Here is a 16,191-nt window from a genome sequence, read left to right as displayed (position 1 = left end):
TCTGAAAAGAGGGCGATGCGACGTTGATTGGCTACGAGACAAGTTCAGTTCACGGCTATATGCATCGCGGCACAGGCGCGCCCAAATTTTTAAAAGCACGGGCCCTATTCACCCGTTGGCGCTTCCGGCCGTCTAGGAAGCGCCTATCGCTCGCCGCTCTTTTTTCCAGCGCCAATCAGCTTGCGAGGGGCGAGACGCTAATCGGCGGAACGCCAGCCCCGCGCGTTGAGGCCGCTTATCCGACAAAAGTCAGCTCGCTTGATCGAGCGGAAGAGCCCGAGAGCTTCAGGCGCGAGCAAGCTTGCGCATTGCGATCTTGCTACAGCAAATTATGTCGCGATCTTCTCAATCGCGAGCTGCACCCATCATGTACAGGAGCTACAGGAGATGCTCTCGTCGCGCATCATCGTGAAATAATCGCGCAACTGCTGGCAGCAAGTCCCGGTCTGAATGGGTTACGCGAGGATCTTTTTATGCAAGCATACCAAGACGAACGCCGGAAACTGGCCGCAGTGACGAACATCGCAATTGCCAACGCAAAATTTCCACATCAACCGCCGTTTTCGGTTGATGAAGTGGAATCACAATTCTTCTGGCCTGCCAGTACAGCATCCATATGAGCCGTGGCATCCTATAGAATCAAATCGAAGAAACGGATCGACCTCTCGTTCCCGCGGAACCCTACAGATCTGCTGCTATGGCAGGAAGTTGAGCCGGACCGCACGAGAGATAACGAGCCTATGCTGGTCCTCATATCGAACCAGAACCAGCCACCCGCGACCGCCATAGACCAGACGCGGGTGACAGTGCGTTGCACTATATAATTAGGACACGTAGTTTAATAGCCATCCGCCTATTGAACTGCGCAGGTATCATATCCCCACATGAGCCCGCAACGCACGCCATCCCGAGAACGGCTTCCATCCGCATCCACAGTGACGCCAGAAACGGGTGGCCTGGCCACGGTCGCCCGCCATTCCGACGACGAATGGCTTTGTTCGGCACTCACAGTAGTACGGCAGGTATCGACTCCCCACATAAGCCCACAACGCACGCCGTTCACAGAGCGGTCCCCATTCGCATCCGTGTAAACGGTTCCGGCTGCCATCTGCGCCGCCTGACGAGTGTCTTGGGCATATGCCGAGCCAAGCACGCCGGCGGAAATCACCACGACGCCGATAAGAAGGACGTTTCTACCTTTGCTCATAATGTGTTCTCCACTTCGTCAAGATTGGCGGGATGCTCTCATTTGAGATCGCTGGTAAACCGCCAATTACTTGCCGTCATCGCAGAACATGTGCCATGTCTAACGAATACTATGATTATTATATATGTTGTTGTTATATAATATATTTTTACAAAATTACACGTTAGCAAATTATGTATAGATCCGAGCACGACCTAGAATAGCTCCAAACTGTATAATAAATCGAAGATACACTGTATTCGAAATAAACAGTCTATACGGCGAGCCTTTCGGCTGCTGATCAATCCTCGAATTTCGTTTATCAGCAGAATGACAACGGCGACGCGCACGCGCCGATGGCTCGATTGCTCGACACTCATAGACCCGTGAGCGACAGCGCGCGTCAAAATACAGGAACTAACATCATGGATGTCATGCGCTACGCGGGCCCTGTGGACCGCAACCGAGGTAAACTGTTCCGGCTTGCAATTATAACGGCGCCATAGTCCTCGACTCGCATGCGCGCGATACGATCCCGATCAACGGCGCGGATCTTCTCTAGTTGCCGCCGCCCATTCGGCCGTATAGCCGAATGTAGGATCATCCGGAGGCAGGCTCGCAACGACGCATTCCGTCGTCATCAACGTGCTGGCGGTGGCGGTCGCACTCTGCAAAGCCAAGCGCGTGACTTTCACCGGATCGATGACACCCAGATCGAAGAGATTGCCAAATTGGCCATTTTGGGCATCGAAGCCCCACAATTCATCTTCCGCCGCGACCGTTATGGAGACGACGGCATAAGCGTCCACTCCAGAGTTCTTCGCAATCTGCCGCAAAGGCTCGCCCACGGCATCCGCGATGATGTCGATGCCATGCCGAACGGCGAGATCCGTAGAGGAAAGTCCTTTGAGCGCTTTGCGGCAACGCAATAGGCCGGCGCCACCGCCTGGCAGTCCACCTTCGGCAAGAGCCGCGGACACGGCGTTCCTCGCGTTTTCGACGCGTTGAAGACGCTCCCTTATTTCTGCCTCGCTATTGCCTCCGACCTCAATCGTCGCGGTGACGTTCGACAAATTGCCGATCCTTTCTTCGAGCTGTTCAAGCTCACGCGCGTTTCCTGTCGGAGAGCCCCTGCGCGAATGTCCGTTGCGAAGAAGGTCAGCTTCGGCGCGTAAGCCTTCGAGCCGGGCGGTAATCTGCGCCACATCGCCGGCACCGCCAAACAGCGCCGTGGAACTCTCGCCGATTTGGACCGATTGTGCCCGGCCAAGATCTTCGAGCTTCACTTGGCCGAGAGCATCGCCATTTTCTTCCAACAAGACACGGCCGCCGAGCAAACAAGCGAGGTCCGTCAGGGTTTCTTTCCGGTGATCCCCATAGGCCGGCGGTTTTACGGCAACGGCTTTGAGCACACACCGTATGTGATTGAGCAAAAGTCCGGTCAAGGCCGCATCCTCGACATTTTCGGCTATGATCAGGAGCGAGCCATCGACCTGACGAACCTGCTCCAAAATCGGGATCAACTCCTCGAAATGGCTGATCGTACGATCATAAAGCAGCACATAGGAATTTGAGAGCTCGGCGAGTCTGCGGTTTTTGTCGGTAACGAAATAGGGTGAAAGCCAGCCTTGTTCCCAGCATGCGCCTTCCTGAAAGGCGACGGTATCAGTCACACCATTGCCGGGCTTGATGCTGACGATGCCATTAGGACCGACTTTCGCAAAACTGGAAGCGAGGAGTTTGCCTATGCCGACATCACCATTGGACGCGGTGGCACCAATCTGAACGATCGAACGCTCGTCAGCGCAGTTCCGGGCGCGCCGGCGTAAATCGTCTATGGCGGCTTGGGTCGCAAGCTCAATTCCCATTCGCAACCCATTGGGATCGAGCCCCGCACTCATGGCCTGGAGCACTTTTCTCGCTATATGGCGCGCCAACACGATGGTGGTTGTTGTCCCATCACCACATTCTTTTGACACCGCCGTGGCCATCTGCCCGAACATACTGATTCCAGCGCTTTCGAAGTGATCCTTCACCTCGATCGACCGGGCGACCGTGACCCCATCCTTGGTAACGATCGGCGGAAAGCCCGCGGTACGATGCTCGATCATGACATTGCGACCACGGGGACCGAGCGTCACTTGGACGGCATCGGCCAAAAGATTGGCGCCAGCCAGCATCCTGCGGCGCGCATTGTCGCCGTAGCGAATGTCTTTTTTCATCGTTTCCTCCCATGGCTCGCAGCCATTCATTTTTATATGTTACTTTTACTTCTGGTTGCAGACCGCCGTTCACGCGCCGCCCGATTCCGTCGCATGCTTTCGCGTCCCGACAATCATCTGTCTGTCAACCGCGTCCTGCTGCCCTCGCCGCAGCTATCAGTGAAACAGGTAGAATATTCAGTCGCGTCCGCGAGGCTTGCGCATCGTCTCCCGGGGAGGAACTGATGCACTTGGCTGCTGACTATGAATCATATAGGCGCGGCCCGCGGCGGCTCGGCGCTCGCGCGAGCGTTCAAGGCGAGACCATGTCCAGATCAGCTCTTTATCGTTCCAATCCATGTAGCGCTTGATATCTTCTTCATCTGCGGGATCGAGTTCATTTGCCCAAAGCTGTTTCAGTTCTCCGGCTCTTTCTTGGCCGACGAGCGCGCGGAGTCTCGCCTCCTCTCGCTCAAGCTCCTGAGTGGTGGCATCCGCGCCGCGTGCCATTTCGGTGAGAAACTGCTGGATTTCGTCGCCCATTCCTCTGCCCTTCCATCAGGCCCGACAACCGGCCCTCTATTTTCTCAGTCCGAGACGCGCCATTTTATGATAGAGAGTCGCACGCGTGATTCCGAGTTCGCGTGCCGACTGCGAAATATTGCCGGATGTCTTCGCAAGCGCGGAACGGATCGCCTCAGCCTCCCAAGCAACCAACGCCTTGACCTCAGGTAGGGCGCGCGCCCTTGGCCACGAGACCAGTTCACTTCCGCCATCTTCTTCGCATTGCGTCGAATCATTCATTTCCCGGAGGAAATCTTCTGGTAGGTCCGAAACCTGCGTCTGATCACCAACCGTCATCGCCAAACAGGAGCGCAAAACATTGCGTAATTCACGAATATTACCTGGCCAGGGATGACGCTCGAAAATATCCCAGACCTCAGTGCTGAGCGTCTTGTCATTCTCAATGCTCTGGGCCTTAATCTCCTGGTTCCACATATATTGGACCAAGCCCAATTTATCGGGACGCTCTCGCAGAGAAGGCAACCAAAACTGCGCCCCGTTTAGCCGGTAGTAAAGATCACGCCGGAAGGTGCCTTTTCTCACGCAATCAGCAAGATCACTATTCGTCGCTGCGATCACCTGAACATCTACCGTCACAGGCTTTGATCCACCTACCGGCACAATTTCCGAACTATCCAGTGCACATAAAAGCGCGGTCTGAAGATCAAGAGCCATGTCTCCAATTTCATCGAGGAACAAAACACCCGTATGAGCCTCGACGAATTTGCCGGGTTTGCCGCCATTGCGAGCGCCGGTGAAGCTGCCGGGTGCATAGCCAAACAGTTCGCTCGATATGAGTTCGCGCGGAATTGCCGCGCAGTTGACGAGCACCAGGGGACGACCCTTCCGCATTCCATTCGCATGAATCATACGAACCAAATGATCTTTCCCGACACCCGACTCGCCCGTGATCAGGATCGGGATCTTCTGCTTCTGCAGATTGATCGCTTTCTGCAAGGCGGCCTCACCGACCGCGTCATGCCACGGCTCCTGAGCTGCGCGCTTTGCGACTTGTCCGGGCGCATAATAATTCGCGCGGCGCACAGCCCCTTTTGTCGCCACGAGGTCTCGAACAGGCTGCACGGCTTCGCCTGCGCCAGCTTGTCGAACAATAAGCTCGATCCTTAAACGCCAACCGGAGAATATCTCCAGCTCGACAGGCTCACAGCGGCGTGCGCAGGCACGTAATTCGTCCACTGCCACGCCCAGAACCATTTCTACGGGGCGGAAGAGAATTTCAGAATGGCGTTCGACCCGAAGGAGATTGAGCCCGGCGCGTGTGGCCCCAACGATCTTTCCCGCCGTGTCGAGAGAGATCAGCCCGTCGAGCAGACAATTCTGCTCGTCTGAGCCGACGCAGATTTTGTTTAAGCGGAGCCGGAGCATAAACGCTCCCGGCGCCTGACATTCGAACAGATTGGTTTCGATGAGGTAGCCAGCAATTCTGACAAATCCGAGAAGCGTTTGCGCAGAGGAGCGCTGATCCGTAATCAAGCCGAGTAACGCTACCAGCGAGCCGTCATGAGCGAACAGCGGATGTCCAACCGTCGCAAAAGGATGCAAGACAGAGGAGAAATGTTCCTTTCTTTCAAAGGCCACAGTCTCGCCCAGAACTGCGGCCGTCCCCAATCCATTGTTACCAATGATCCGCTCATTCCAACTTTCGCCGAGCCGGACAAGGCGACGGCCCATTGGCCCGAGGCTCGATCCCGATTCCATCGCATGGATAAGCGTACCCGCTCCATCAGCCAGGAGCAGGCTGACGCTCGTGCCTCGCAAGACAGGTTGCAGATTGAAGGCCATGGTCGCCAAAGCCGTGCGAACGTCCAGGTTAGTGGCAGGAGCGGTGCGCACCCCACTCGCAACGTCAATGATAGCGTGCGGCCATAGCTGGTTGACGCGTGGTATGAGGCCATAATCCTCGATGCATCGATCCCAGGCTTCGGCAACTTGAGGTCGAACCCAATCTGCCCCTTCCGGTGCTTGATTGGTTTGCACCATCCAATCCCAGGCGACGCCCGGGCGATCGACACCGAACAGCCCAGCGTCGAGCTCTGGCTTGTCCGCCTCCCACATTTTGAATTTGTTCGGCAACTCGACCACGGAATTCATCGCTGAAGCAACCTCCGCCTATGAAGCCAGAAGCTATTCTGCGGCCGCGGCTTGCCCACTGGCAAGGAACTTTTCGACATACATTTGTTCTGGGGGAACACCGTATATTGCTGCAGCCGCGAAGGCCGCATCGATCATCGGCGGCGGCCCGCATAAATAAATATCGGGCTTCGCCTTTGCGTCTTGCAATTGCTTGGTCAACTCGTCGACGACTGTGCCGGTGCCGCCCTGCCAGGCCGCGTCAGCTTTGATCACTGTCACGTATACCTTCAAGTTCGGCATTTCGGCTTCGAGCTTTTCCAGTTCGTCGAGATAGAAGAGTTCGTGCTGATGCGTCACGCCGAAAAACAACTTGGCTTCCTGCGGATGTTGCTCACGCTTCATGTAGCGGATCATCGACAGGACTGGGGCCAGACCTGTCCCGCCGGCAACGAAGTACCGGGCACGAAGTCCGTTCTCCCTTATGTTGAAACCGCCAAAAGGACCACGAAGCCTCATCACGATGCCCGGCTCAGCCTCGCTCGACAGAAATTGCGAAAAGCGACCGCCAGGCAAAATCCGGATTAGAAAATCAAGGCGGGGGTCGTCATCGATCGTTGCCATCGAATAGCACCTGCTCGCTTGCGTGCCAGGAATCTCGATGTCTAGATATTGCCCTGGCACGAACGGGATCGTGACAGCCTGACCATTCTCAGGGTCCTTCGGCACAATCTGCAGTTTCGCGACATTCGATGCGATCTTTTCGACCGCAACGATCTCACCCTTCCAGTCCGTGTTGACCTTCTGGAAAGAGATGCGTTCGAACGTATAGGGTACCTTGAACACGAGATCGCTTCGAGGGTAGGTCTGACAGAGAAGAACGACAGCTGCTTCTTCTTCGTCGGGAGGCAGGGCCTGCACGCTGCATCGTCCCAATTCATAGTCGCCTTCAAGGCATTCCGCCTTGCATGTGGCGCAGCCGCCCTCGTGGCAAGACGAAAGGAGAATCACGTCGCTTTTCACACCGGCGGAGATGACGTTCTCGTTCGGTGGACATTCGAACGTTACCTCGAAATCGTCTTCGGTAATAACGGACACTTTGTACATCTTTGCCTCTTCTGAAGTTTAACCGACGGCATTGGTTCGCGCCGGTGTCCAAATTCACGCTGTTTTCGCGTCTTTTAGGACCGCCATTGATGGTGCCGGCGCGCAACTAGAGACCGCCCATGCGAACCCGCATGCGCCATTGACGATTTGTTGATTTTTACCCGACCGGGCGAAACCGGACGCGACCCTAGAGCCGCGGGGCCGCGACTATTCGCAGATTGCCGGCTCGGCAGCCTGCCTCTCGTCGCGCCGCCGATAAAACGACATGACATAACCCACAGCTTCGCGGGATGATCTCTCGCTCAACGAACAGCCTTCCTGAACGAACTGGCCATCCCGGTGAATTTCCCAGCGCCAGACGCATTCAAGATCCTGAACGAAGGCGCTGTATCGGCCGTCGTTGAAGATTTCGACCGGCGCAATTGCCGCTTCTGCGAAGCCCGCGATTGCTGCGGACCCTGCGTTCCCCTGAAACGAACTCACCGATGCCGGGCCATCGGGATCCTCTTCGATCATCAGCCTTTTCATGGACCACCCTGTTTCGGTTTGTTCGGGCGCCTGGCGAAATCGCGCGGGCGCCCGAACGTTCAAGCGCCTGTCAGGCGGCGTTGCCGAGTTTCAACACTTTGACGCCGCGCTTCTTGCGCAACTCTTCCAGGGAATCCGCATAATAATCGGCATTGCGCAGTTCCATCAGGCGGCTTCCGAGATGCGTGTCGACTTTGAAAAACACGTTCACTGGAAGCACCGGCGGCTTATAGAGCTGCCGGAACGTAATCAGGATTTTTTCGGCAGCGAACTTGTCTTTCTCCGCGTCCATTTTGGCGATCCAGGTATCCGCGACCTTTTGGGCCGCTTCCCCGGTGGTAGCCATGGAAAAGAGGTCCGTCGCGGAGTATGTCGAAGTCTTCAGCACGGCCAGCCGCTCCTCGATCTTCGCCTCGATGAAGAGATAGTCGACGTCGAGTGCATAGCTGGTACGAAACGGCGACGTATATTTCTTCCGGAAGTCCTGTATGAACGCAGTAGCATCCTTCACGGACTTCAATTCACCGATCTTCTCCTGCCACTCAGAGCGGACGGGATTGTCGTGGATTTTGTAGTTGGGCATTTTCGTCTCCTCCCTTTCAATCCCTCAGATATCGGTGAGCTTACGATCGAGCCCCATCAATTCGGACGTGATCGTGAACGTGTTGCCAAGCGTGTAGGCCCGGCCGATGGTCGATGAGACATTCACGAGAAAATCGTAAATGCTATAAGTCTTACCGAGCAGATCGGCAGCCTTCTCGGTATCGACTTCGATCTTGCCGTCGGCCTTGATCCACCAGAAGCCGGCTCGATCCTCGACGACGAGAGTCGGGTTGCGCTTCGCCTCCTCACCCAGAATGATGTCTTCCACGATGGCATCGATCTCGTCGCTCTTCATGAGCACCAGAACGACCGTATTGGATTCATGGACGACCTGGTTTTCTTCGGCAAAGAATTCCTTGGCGAAAGCCTCGCCGTTTTTCTTCATGATGCCGGCGTTATATGCATTACGCGCTGTCATTTCAGTTTCCCTTCACTTGACGTCACGAGTGATGCTGGCGACGAGTTGATCGGCATCGACCTTGAAGTCGATTTTCTTGGCATAGTCCTCGACCCAATCGTTCACGACACGGGACACAGCGGCGATGATGCCGGCTTTGTCGCTGAGACCGGGTACTTTCTCGACCTTTGCGTAGATGCCGAGGAAGTCGTGCAAGGAATCCGCGGTCATCTTCAGCCATTTCTCCGTCCAGGCACGGAACCATGTCCGGTTGTGATCGCCGAACTCCGGGTCATCCCCCAAGGAGTAAAAGAAGAGATCGCTCATGGCGGCCTTGGTAGTCTGGAAGTAGGTCTGCGTCTGACTGAGGAAGAACGGCGTCAGCGAGTCGCCGTAATGGGCAGCCATTCGACCGAAGAATTCACGCCGAGCAAACTGACCGAACAACGGATCATAGACACCATGCACCGCCCATAGAATCTCGCTGAAATCCTGGATACCTTGCCAGAACTCTTCTACGGTCGTACGCGCCGACTTGTAGATCGGGTCGCTCAGCCAGATGTTCTTCGGACCTTCCGTGGATTCCGGGAAGCCGGGAACGACCTTGGCCAGGAAGTTGCGCTCTAGCTGAATCATTTGAGCGCAGTCGACCTTGTCGAGCGCGGCAAAGGTCGCCGTGGAGCGGATCGTATCCGAGAGCGCGTCACGCGCCACCGATGAGTGTGCGTTGAACTGTCCATATTCACTGAACAGAAGTGCGCCCCAATATTTGGCGAGAATTTCATCGCGCCATTTCGGATCGATGGAACGCACCGCGCCTTCCGCCGAATAGCCCTCGAGGAAGCGCGTCGTGTAGCGCCATTCTTCGGCTTTGTCCTTAACGTAGGGCGCATGCCACCGGCGCGCCGGATCGCGGTGACGGAACCAATCGGTCGTCCGAAGCTCGGTGCTCTCATTGCCCCACGACGGACGCCCGCCATGAAATTTCTGGGTCCAATCGCCCCAGTCGAGGCCGCCGGCGATCCAATCCGGGTTCGGCTGAGTATAGGACGTCAGGATTTCATATTCGCTGAGCCGCTTCCAACGCGGTTCAACAAAATAATTCATCCTGCGTTGTGTATCGAGTTCATGGTCTGGGATAGCTGCAAGGATCTTCGCGGCCCTTTCAGGGTCCGTGAGCCCACGCTTCGTCGTCGTCGCTGTGGCGATAGCCATCGGTCGTTTCCTCCGTTGATTTCTATTCATGGTCTTATGTCGACCATGCCGTTTATGTGTTTGATGCGTTCGTCAGACCGGCCCAACGCGGCCGGTCTGACGAGATTGTTGCTCAAAGATCGGCGAGCGGATCAGCGAAGACGCAATTGGCGCGCTTGAGATCTTCGACGGTCCACAATTGATCGCCGTGCACATGCGGCTGACCAATCAAGGTCTTGCCATCGGCTCGAACCCCATGACCTTCGACGACCACATCCGAGAGTTCACGGCCGCCATATTGCTCGAAGATGTTCTGGCATTCGTAGCGTTCGGGCTCAGCCAGCCATTGGCGCTCGCCCCAATCATCGGCGAAGGCGTGCTTCTGACCGTTGAACTCGTGTACCCTGAGCGACCCCGAGCACTTGGCGAGAGTCGGGCAGAACGGCACTTGCGACGGGCGATCGATATAAACCTTATGCCCGTGCTCGATGAGCCATTGGATCGGGAGGAAACCGCTCTTGGGATCCTCGCAGCCAAGCGCCTTCCATTCGCGAAGGATCTTGCCGTAATGCTCATCCCAGCCCGGATAATTGGCCTCGAACCATTCCATATCTTCTTCATCCGGCAGCGAAAGCCGGAAGAAGCCGGTCGGCCACAGAGCATAAGCAAGCAAGAACAGATCGTGGTGTGCCCAATAAGCATCCTTCTTTGCATCGCGGAGGCTTGGCGGTGAATTGACGCCGTATTTCGCGAGGCGGCCGATCCAGATCCCACCCCAATCCTCGTAGACCCAGCGATTCCAGGTCTTCACCCAAGGCTCCACCTTGAACTTCGAACCATATTCGAAGAGCATGCCGAGCACCGGCGTGAAATATTTCTGCTGGGTCCAGAATGCATTGTTGAGATCTGTGTTCAGATATTTCTGAGCCGCGGGATCATTGGCAATCGAAACAACCGTCTGATAGCCGTTTGCCATATGGCGCAGCTCGTCTGTTTCAATCGACAAAAACACCGTCGGCGTGATCTCGTCGCCATTGGCCGATGCCCATTCGGTGATAGCGACGATCAAAGGATTGGTGAAGCAAGCTTCGCCGACCAATTGAAGGTTGACCGAGCATTCAACCGCGTCGCCGGATATGAAGCCGTCGGCGAACACCCGCTTCATCCCTTTCCAAAGTGGTCCGATGGCACGGGTGCGACGGGCATCGTTATGTCCAGCCGGGTCATGGTAGTGCTTGGCAAAATAATAGTTGATGAAACCGCATTGATGCGTATGGCGGATCTCGTCGAGCACCTGTGCAAGATAGCCGTTCTTCTGCTCGGCGGCGGTCGCCGAATCCCACAGCATACCGGTGGCGGCGATCGCATTATATTCGCCGACTTCAAGGAAGTTCGACGCGACCTTCATCGTCTCGCCCCAGCGCGGATGCACGCGATTGCCGGCTTCGAGACGGGTCAGCCCATCAAGCAAGGTGCCGAACTGCCGTTCGTCCTTGACCGATTCCATCCGTGCATATTCCTTGGCGATGAGCTTGAACTGTTCCTTCGTGTCATTCGCCATATGATATTTGGTTGGATATTTCGTCCGGTTCTGAGCGAAATCCCAATTGAAACTCTGCAGCCAGCGGTGGACTTCCTGAGGATTGACGCTGGTCGGCGCGCGATTGACGCCGAGCGCGTCCGTCGCCGCTTTGGTTGCGGTACTTATTGCCATGAGTCTGGTTCTCCTCCCTTGCACAGTCATCGCTCTGGTGCTTTGACCAGATGCTTCACCTGTGACGCATCAAATTCAAACGGATGACGCGTACAAAGATTAGCGCAAATGCGGTGCCAATCTCTCGTGACGATGAAGTTCTGCCGACACTTCGAAGCTTGTCAAAGACTTAAACAGAATGCACGGAGAATCGAACGAAAGCGCATAGACGACGATCTGAATCGATCCCATCCATGCACGTGTATAAAAATTTGACACTGAACATGCCGGAAGAATTATTCGAACTCAGCTGCATTGTAACAATCGACTGTGTGCATCGCGGACAATCTTCCGCGTCGCAACAAATTGGGGCGATAGTCGTTACCTGAACACCACGATACTTTTAGACAGCGCCAACATCGATGATCGTGCCTCAAACAATGCCACGCCCGTAAAATAGCTAAGCACGTTAGGCCCCTGTTCGATCTCCTCGTCCAAGACCTCACCGAGTCGTGTGGCTATGGTGTATTGCTCGTCGGAGGCGCCTCGACGGGCGGTGCGGCGCGGTTTCGTCCGCCTGCACCTGCGCCGAAATGGAGCAGTGTTCTGGATGCGACGCGCACGCCAACGATCGCGCTATCGGGAGCCAGTCGTCATGTCGGCATAGCAGATTAGGCGCAGCCATCAGCGGTGCCAACGATGTTGGAAAGGGCGGACAAGCGTACCGGCAAGAATCATGTCGCCAGGCGACGAAGCCCTTCAAAGCGTCTTTAGATATTCGATCAGCGCAGCCCTTTCATCACCCGACAAGGCAGTGCCATATTCATGTCCGCAATTGCTGTCGCCGGAGTTGCGATCCTCGCAGCCAGTCGTTTTGAAAACAAAGCCGCCGGCTTGTTCGGTCGCGAGACCAACTGTCGGCGTATCGTATTTCGCACCCACTCTGAACTCTTTGACGCGTCGTACCGCCGGCTTCAGCAATTCGACAAGGCTGGGGACCGAACCATTATGAAGGTAGGGAGCCGCGGCCCAGATACTTGGCAACGCGCGCGCTTCATAAGCGTAAATGCTGTTCCATTTCTCCCACGTCCCAGCCGAAAAGGGAGCCGCTAAATAGCTCCTGCGCACTTCCATCCCTTGCCATATTAGACCATATGGTCTAATATGGCTTTATGAGAACCAAGACCTTTGATCCTGATGGCGCGACGAAGCGTGCGCTGGAGGCGTTCTGGCAGAACGGTTATGAGGCGACCAACTTGCCCGAGCTGCTGACGACAATGAGCCTCGGAAGGGCGAGCTTCTATAATGCGTTCGGGTCGAAGCATGAGTTATTCGTTCAAACGCTCGACCTCTATTTTCAGACGCTAAGAGAGCATTTCGGGCCGCTGATTTCGCGTGAGCCCACTGCGCGGCGGGCGCTCGAAATGTTGGTGGACGGTATCCTCACCGTCGCGCGAAGAGATGACGGGCAGACAGCGAATTGGCGCGGTTGCTTCATCGGCAATACCGCGCTTGAGCTCGGGTCAAGTGATCCCGACGTCGTGGCACGGCTAACGATTGGCGTCGACACGCTTCGCTCCCTTTTTGCAGCGGCATTGTCGCGCCCAGCGGCTGGGTCCTCGCGATTCTCGGACGTCATCGTTCGTCAACGCGCGCTGCAGTGTGTGGCAAACATCCAAGGAGTGCTGGTCTTAGCGAAATCAGGATTGTCCGACGCTGAGATCACAGAAATGCGCGACGCGATGATCGCGGCGGCGCTTAGAGGGGAGAAGTGAGATGAAGATAATATCAAGTGAAGCGCACGCAGCCCTCGACTATCTGACAGTCGTCATATTCACGCTCGCGCCGACGGTCATTGGATTGACTGGCACATCGGCAATAATTTCTTATGTACTCGCCGTTGTGCATTTGTCGATGACGCTCGTGACCGACATGCCATTTAGCCTGGTCAAAATCGTGCCTATTAGGTTGCATGCCCTTGTCGAATTAGTGGTCGGGCTGGTGCTGGTGATCGGCGGTTTGCTGTTGGAGTTGCCGACACCGGCTCGAATGTTTTTCGTCGCGATGGGCGTCATCATTTTTGCAGTCTGGCTCCTCTCGAGCTACTCCCGCTCGACGGGGCAATCGGGAGCGAAACTCGCATAGGGCGAGAAGTGGTTCGCTAGTATAATCTCGCGCTGGCGGTCCCGAGACCCCGCTCGGTCGTCGGTTTCGTCGGTCAGGCCGCTGGTCCGGCGAGATCTTCCTTGACGCCGCGCGCGACGATCCGAAGCGTCCCATCCGGCAACGGGCGCTGCAGCTTCAAGGCTTCATGCGAAGGCGCCGTCATCCAGGTTTCGACTTCTTCCGGCGTAGCAGGAAGGCGTAGATGTCGTTGGTGGTCTCGCCCTCCTTGACCTTCCGGACCGAGGTCCAGTTGGTCGAGATGCCAGCGAAACAGGCGAGGGGGCGCGATCCGTTCGATCGCGAACCGGATGTCCCACCCTCGGCCACGCTCCGCACTGGTCAGAAGCGTGGCGTCGATGACCGTCGAGCCGGTACGAGATCACTCCACATGTTGGCCGCTGCACAGCGGCCTTTCGTATTTGCATGGAAGCTCGATGAGCGGGGACCGTGTCGTCGACCAGCAAGAGCCGTTTTCCACAGCCTTCGAGGCTCCGCAAAAGCCCGCACCGCTACCCAAAAACAACCCTTGCGCTGCTTCCGTGACCGGTGAGGCGAAAATTTCAGAGTGGCTAAGTCATTGATTTCTGGCGCACCCGAGAGGATTCGAACCTCTGGCCTCTGCCTTCGGAGGGCAGCGCTCTATCCAGCTGAGCTACGGGTGCAAAAAGGCTTGAATAAGCCCCAGCACGTTAGCCGATCCGTCCGGCGGCGGCAACGGTCCAGACCGCGGCTTCGAAAACCCGCCGGATTTTCGCATGGATCCTTGAGGCGAGACATGTCCGCAGACCGCCCGCCGGCCGACCGGAACACACTATAGCGGCCCGTGCGTCATCAACGCGCCTCACTGCCCTGGTTTCCGCCAAAGGACCCCGATAAAACAACACCGATGGAAGAAGACCTTCGCCTCCACGCGCCCGCGGCGCTGCGCAACCGCGATCTCATCGTCGACGTCTTGCAGGATCATCTGCCACCGCACGGGCTTTTGCTCGAAATTGCCAGCGGCTCGGGGCAGCATAGCGTGCGGTTTGGCGAGCGCCTTCCCCGGCATGTGATTCAGCCGAGCGATCCGAGCCCGCAGGCGCGTGCCAGCATCGACGCCTGGGTGGCCTCAAGCGGCGTCACCAATGTGCGCCCTGCCCTCGACATTGATGCCAGCAAGCCCGATTGGCCAATCAGCCAGGCCGACGCAATCGCCTGCATCAATATGATTCATATTTCGCCCTGGGAAGCCACCACGGGGCTTTTCGCCGGCGCCGCCAGAGTGCTTGCGCCGGGCGGGCTGCTTTATACCTATGGGCCCTACATGCGCGACGGCGCGCATATGTCCGAAAGCAACGCGGCTTTCGACGCAGATCTGCGCCGGCAAAATCCGCAATGGGGGGTGAGATCGCTCGAAGCCCTGACCGCGCTTGCAGCGACCTGCGGCTTCGCGGCGCCGCGCACCACGCAAATGCCAGCCAATAACCTATCGCTGATGTTCACGCGCCGCAGCTAAGCGCGTATGGCGCTTGCCTCCCGAAAAGCCACGGCTTTCGGGATGGGTCTTCGGCATTCAAGCCTGGCACAGCGCAGGCGGTATCATCCGAGCCTCGGCCAAAGCCGCCGCCGGACGATCCTGCCCTGGTGGGCTGCTTGATTTAATGAAAGGTCGGGAGAGCGACTTCACATCGCAACTTGGCGATTTCGTCTTTGAGGAGAAGCTTTTTGCGCTTGAGTTCTGCTAGCCGCAGCTCATCCGTGGCCGGATGGATTAGTTCTTTGGAGATTTCCCGGTCCAGCGCGTCGTGACGCCGTTCCAGTTCAGCAAGATGGTTTTGGAGAGCCATGCAATACTCCTTCAAAAGCCTCTTAGAACGTAAGTCTGCCACAGCGCCGGACAAGGGCAAGGGTCGAATGGGGTCTCCACATCACATTTTTTTTAGTCCTTGTTCATAAGGTCAGGCTCACGCCAGCCAGCTCGGCGATTCCGCTCTGCAGCGTGGCTATGACGAGGTCCGCCGGTCGCTGGCGGCACCGCGGCATTTTTGCCTGAAAGTGGTTTTCACTTCGAAGGATTGATGCTTAGTCTGCCGCGCCTCTTTGGCTGGTTCATTGCATGGTCGTCGTGCGGGTTCGGGATCGATGAGTGACGCATGATCTCCTCCGGAAAGTCTGCAACTTTCCGGGATCATGCTGTGGGGGAAATGGGACATATGGCGAATAAGTTGAGCGATGAGGAACGGGCCTCGTTGCAAGCCGAACTCGAACATATGCGTGAGGAGCATCGCGATCTCGACGCGGCGATCGAAGCCCTGACCCACCTTCAGACCGGCGACCGGCTTCAGGTTCAGCGCTTGAAAAAACGCAAACTCGTGCTGCGCGACAAGATCGTCTTCATCGAAGACCAATTGACGCCGGATATCATCGCCTGACCTTGCCCAGGCATCGTCTTTGATCAAGGCAGCCCCGCGCAAGCCTAGGC

At 56.5% G+C, this 16,191-nt stretch carries 16 protein-coding genes, 1 tRNA gene and 1 pseudogene; 5 read left to right on the top strand and 13 right to left on the bottom strand.

Translation table 11 applies throughout. The features are described 5' to 3' along the window. The first annotated feature begins 23 nt into the window (after positions 1-23). Positions 24-620, top strand: a complete 597-nt coding sequence (locus tag A3OQ_RS23980) for a DUF29 family protein (protein ID WP_083931516.1) — start codon at positions 24-26, stop codon at positions 618-620. A gap of 1,105 nt (positions 621-1,725) precedes the next feature. On the opposite strand, the gene A3OQ_RS0106590 is transcribed toward A3OQ_RS23980, so the two are convergent. The 10 genes from A3OQ_RS0106590 to A3OQ_RS0106540 form a co-directional block, all read right to left on the bottom strand. Further along, entirely contained in the window at positions 1,726-3,408 is a 1,683-nt protein-coding gene (locus tag A3OQ_RS0106590) for an Hsp60 family chaperonin (protein WP_026595568.1), read from the bottom strand. Positions 3,409-3,585: 177 nt separating this feature from the next. Then, complete coding sequence (locus tag A3OQ_RS0106585) at positions 3,586-3,930, bottom strand: hypothetical protein (RefSeq protein WP_020174576.1); 345 nt, start codon at positions 3,928-3,930, stop codon at positions 3,586-3,588. A 36-nt stretch (positions 3,931-3,966) separates the two neighbouring features. Next, complete coding sequence (locus tag A3OQ_RS0106580; RefSeq protein ID WP_020174575.1) at positions 3,967-6,063, bottom strand: sigma-54-dependent Fis family transcriptional regulator; 2,097 nt, start codon at positions 6,061-6,063, stop codon at positions 3,967-3,969. Positions 6,064-6,096: 33 nt separating this feature from the next. After that, complete coding sequence (gene mmoC / locus A3OQ_RS0106575) at positions 6,097-7,149, bottom strand: aromatic/alkene monooxygenase hydroxylase FAD-binding subunit MmoC (protein WP_020174574.1); 1,053 nt, start codon at positions 7,147-7,149, stop codon at positions 6,097-6,099. 207 nt (positions 7,150-7,356) lie between these two features. Beyond that, entirely contained in the window at positions 7,357-7,665 is a 309-nt protein-coding gene (gene mmoD / locus A3OQ_RS23425) for a soluble methane monooxygenase-binding protein MmoD (protein WP_020174573.1), read from the bottom strand. 82 nt (positions 7,666-7,747) lie between these two features. Next, positions 7,748-8,260 carry an aromatic/alkene monooxygenase hydroxylase subunit gamma gene (mmoZ, locus tag A3OQ_RS0106565; protein ID WP_020174572.1) on the bottom strand — a complete coding sequence of 171 codons (513 nt, stop codon included), beginning with the start codon at positions 8,258-8,260 and terminating at the stop codon, positions 7,748-7,750. A gap of 24 nt (positions 8,261-8,284) precedes the next feature. Then, positions 8,285-8,698, bottom strand: coding sequence for a methane monooxygenase regulator MmoB (gene mmoB / locus A3OQ_RS0106560; protein WP_020174571.1), 414 nt, complete (start codon positions 8,696-8,698; stop codon positions 8,285-8,287). A gap of 12 nt (positions 8,699-8,710) precedes the next feature. After that, entirely contained in the window at positions 8,711-9,892 is a 1,182-nt protein-coding gene (gene mmoY, locus A3OQ_RS0106555; RefSeq protein WP_020174570.1) for an aromatic/alkene monooxygenase hydroxylase subunit beta, read from the bottom strand. 112 nt (positions 9,893-10,004) lie between these two features. Beyond that, positions 10,005-11,585, bottom strand: a complete 1,581-nt coding sequence (gene mmoX / locus A3OQ_RS0106550; protein ID WP_020174569.1) for an aromatic/alkene monooxygenase hydroxylase subunit alpha — start codon at positions 11,583-11,585, stop codon at positions 10,005-10,007. A gap of 738 nt (positions 11,586-12,323) precedes the next feature. Next, entirely contained in the window at positions 12,324-12,698 is a 375-nt protein-coding gene (locus A3OQ_RS0106540) for a c-type cytochrome (RefSeq protein ID WP_020174567.1), read from the bottom strand. Positions 12,699-12,736: 38 nt separating this feature from the next. Here A3OQ_RS0106540 and A3OQ_RS23420 point away from each other — a divergent pair, with 38 nt between their 5' ends. Next, positions 12,737-13,339: a TetR/AcrR family transcriptional regulator gene (locus A3OQ_RS23420; RefSeq protein ID WP_020174566.1), complete on the top strand. Its 603-nt coding sequence runs from the start codon at positions 12,737-12,739 to the stop codon at positions 13,337-13,339. A 1-nt stretch (position 13,340) separates the two neighbouring features. Next, positions 13,341-13,709 carry a hypothetical protein gene (locus A3OQ_RS0106530; protein ID WP_020174565.1) on the top strand — a complete coding sequence of 123 codons (369 nt, stop codon included), beginning with the start codon at positions 13,341-13,343 and terminating at the stop codon, positions 13,707-13,709. 73 nt (positions 13,710-13,782) lie between these two features. On the opposite strand, the pseudogene A3OQ_RS23975 reads toward A3OQ_RS0106530, so the two are convergent. Both A3OQ_RS23975 and A3OQ_RS0106520 read right to left on the bottom strand, forming a co-directional pair. Then, a pseudogene (locus tag A3OQ_RS23975) lies at positions 13,783-14,054 on the bottom strand (SOS response-associated peptidase); the annotation flags it as partial. A 261-nt stretch (positions 14,055-14,315) separates the two neighbouring features. Continuing rightward, positions 14,316-14,392: transfer RNA gene (locus A3OQ_RS0106520), tRNA-Arg, on the bottom strand. Between the two features lie 224 nt (positions 14,393-14,616). On the opposite strand from A3OQ_RS0106520, the gene A3OQ_RS0106515 reads away from it, so the two are divergent. Further along, positions 14,617-15,225 carry a DUF938 domain-containing protein gene (locus A3OQ_RS0106515; RefSeq protein ID WP_020174563.1) on the top strand — a complete coding sequence of 203 codons (609 nt, stop codon included), beginning with the start codon at positions 14,617-14,619 and terminating at the stop codon, positions 15,223-15,225. A 142-nt stretch (positions 15,226-15,367) separates the two neighbouring features. Here the strand turns inward: A3OQ_RS0106515 and A3OQ_RS0106510 are convergent, their stop codons facing one another. Beyond that, positions 15,368-15,556, bottom strand: coding sequence for a YdcH family protein (locus tag A3OQ_RS0106510; protein WP_020174562.1), 189 nt, complete (start codon positions 15,554-15,556; stop codon positions 15,368-15,370). A 366-nt stretch (positions 15,557-15,922) separates the two neighbouring features. Here A3OQ_RS0106510 and A3OQ_RS0106505 point away from each other — a divergent pair, with 366 nt between their 5' ends. After that, entirely contained in the window at positions 15,923-16,141 is a 219-nt protein-coding gene (locus A3OQ_RS0106505; RefSeq protein ID WP_026595567.1) for a YdcH family protein, read from the top strand. The last annotated feature ends 50 nt before the right edge of the window (positions 16,142-16,191 follow it).

It is taken from the genome of Methyloferula stellata AR4, from assembly GCF_000385335.1.
Lineage (GTDB): Bacteria > Pseudomonadota > Alphaproteobacteria > Rhizobiales > Beijerinckiaceae > Methyloferula > Methyloferula stellata.
Note: the sequence above shows the minus strand (reverse complement) of the source record. Positions and strands in the feature narration are given on the sequence as shown.

Excerpts from the sequence above, each read along its gene's own strand:
- A3OQ_RS0106590 (WP_026595568.1), bottom strand. The coding sequence starts at position 3,408 with ATGAAAAAAGACATTCGCTACGGCGACAATGCGCGCCGCAGGATGCTG.
- A3OQ_RS0106585 (WP_020174576.1), bottom strand. The coding sequence starts at position 3,930 with ATGGGCGACGAAATCCAGCAGTTTCTCACCGAAATGGCACGCGGCGCG.
- A3OQ_RS0106580 (WP_020174575.1), bottom strand. The coding sequence starts at position 6,063 with ATGAATTCCGTGGTCGAGTTGCCGAACAAATTCAAAATGTGGGAGGCG.
- mmoC (WP_020174574.1), bottom strand. The coding sequence starts at position 7,149 with ATGTACAAAGTGTCCGTTATTACCGAAGACGATTTCGAGGTAACGTTC.
- mmoD (WP_020174573.1), bottom strand. The coding sequence starts at position 7,665 with ATGATCGAAGAGGATCCCGATGGCCCGGCATCGGTGAGTTCGTTTCAG.
- mmoZ (WP_020174572.1), bottom strand. The coding sequence starts at position 8,260 with ATGCCCAACTACAAAATCCACGACAATCCCGTCCGCTCTGAGTGGCAG.
- mmoB (WP_020174571.1), bottom strand. The coding sequence starts at position 8,698 with ATGACAGCGCGTAATGCATATAACGCCGGCATCATGAAGAAAAACGGC.
- mmoY (WP_020174570.1), bottom strand. The coding sequence starts at position 9,892 with ATGGCTATCGCCACAGCGACGACGACGAAGCGTGGGCTCACGGACCCT.
- mmoX (WP_020174569.1), bottom strand. The coding sequence starts at position 11,585 with ATGGCAATAAGTACCGCAACCAAAGCGGCGACGGACGCGCTCGGCGTC.
- A3OQ_RS0106540 (WP_020174567.1), bottom strand. The coding sequence starts at position 12,698 with ATGGAAGTGCGCAGGAGCTATTTAGCGGCTCCCTTTTCGGCTGGGACG.
- A3OQ_RS23420 (WP_020174566.1), top strand. The coding sequence starts at position 12,737 with ATGAGAACCAAGACCTTTGATCCTGATGGCGCGACGAAGCGTGCGCTG.
- A3OQ_RS0106530 (WP_020174565.1), top strand. The coding sequence starts at position 13,341 with ATGAAGATAATATCAAGTGAAGCGCACGCAGCCCTCGACTATCTGACA.
- A3OQ_RS0106515 (WP_020174563.1), top strand. The coding sequence starts at position 14,617 with ATGGAAGAAGACCTTCGCCTCCACGCGCCCGCGGCGCTGCGCAACCGC.
- A3OQ_RS0106510 (WP_020174562.1), bottom strand. The coding sequence starts at position 15,556 with ATGGCTCTCCAAAACCATCTTGCTGAACTGGAACGGCGTCACGACGCG.
- A3OQ_RS0106505 (WP_026595567.1), top strand. The coding sequence starts at position 15,923 with ATGGCGAATAAGTTGAGCGATGAGGAACGGGCCTCGTTGCAAGCCGAA.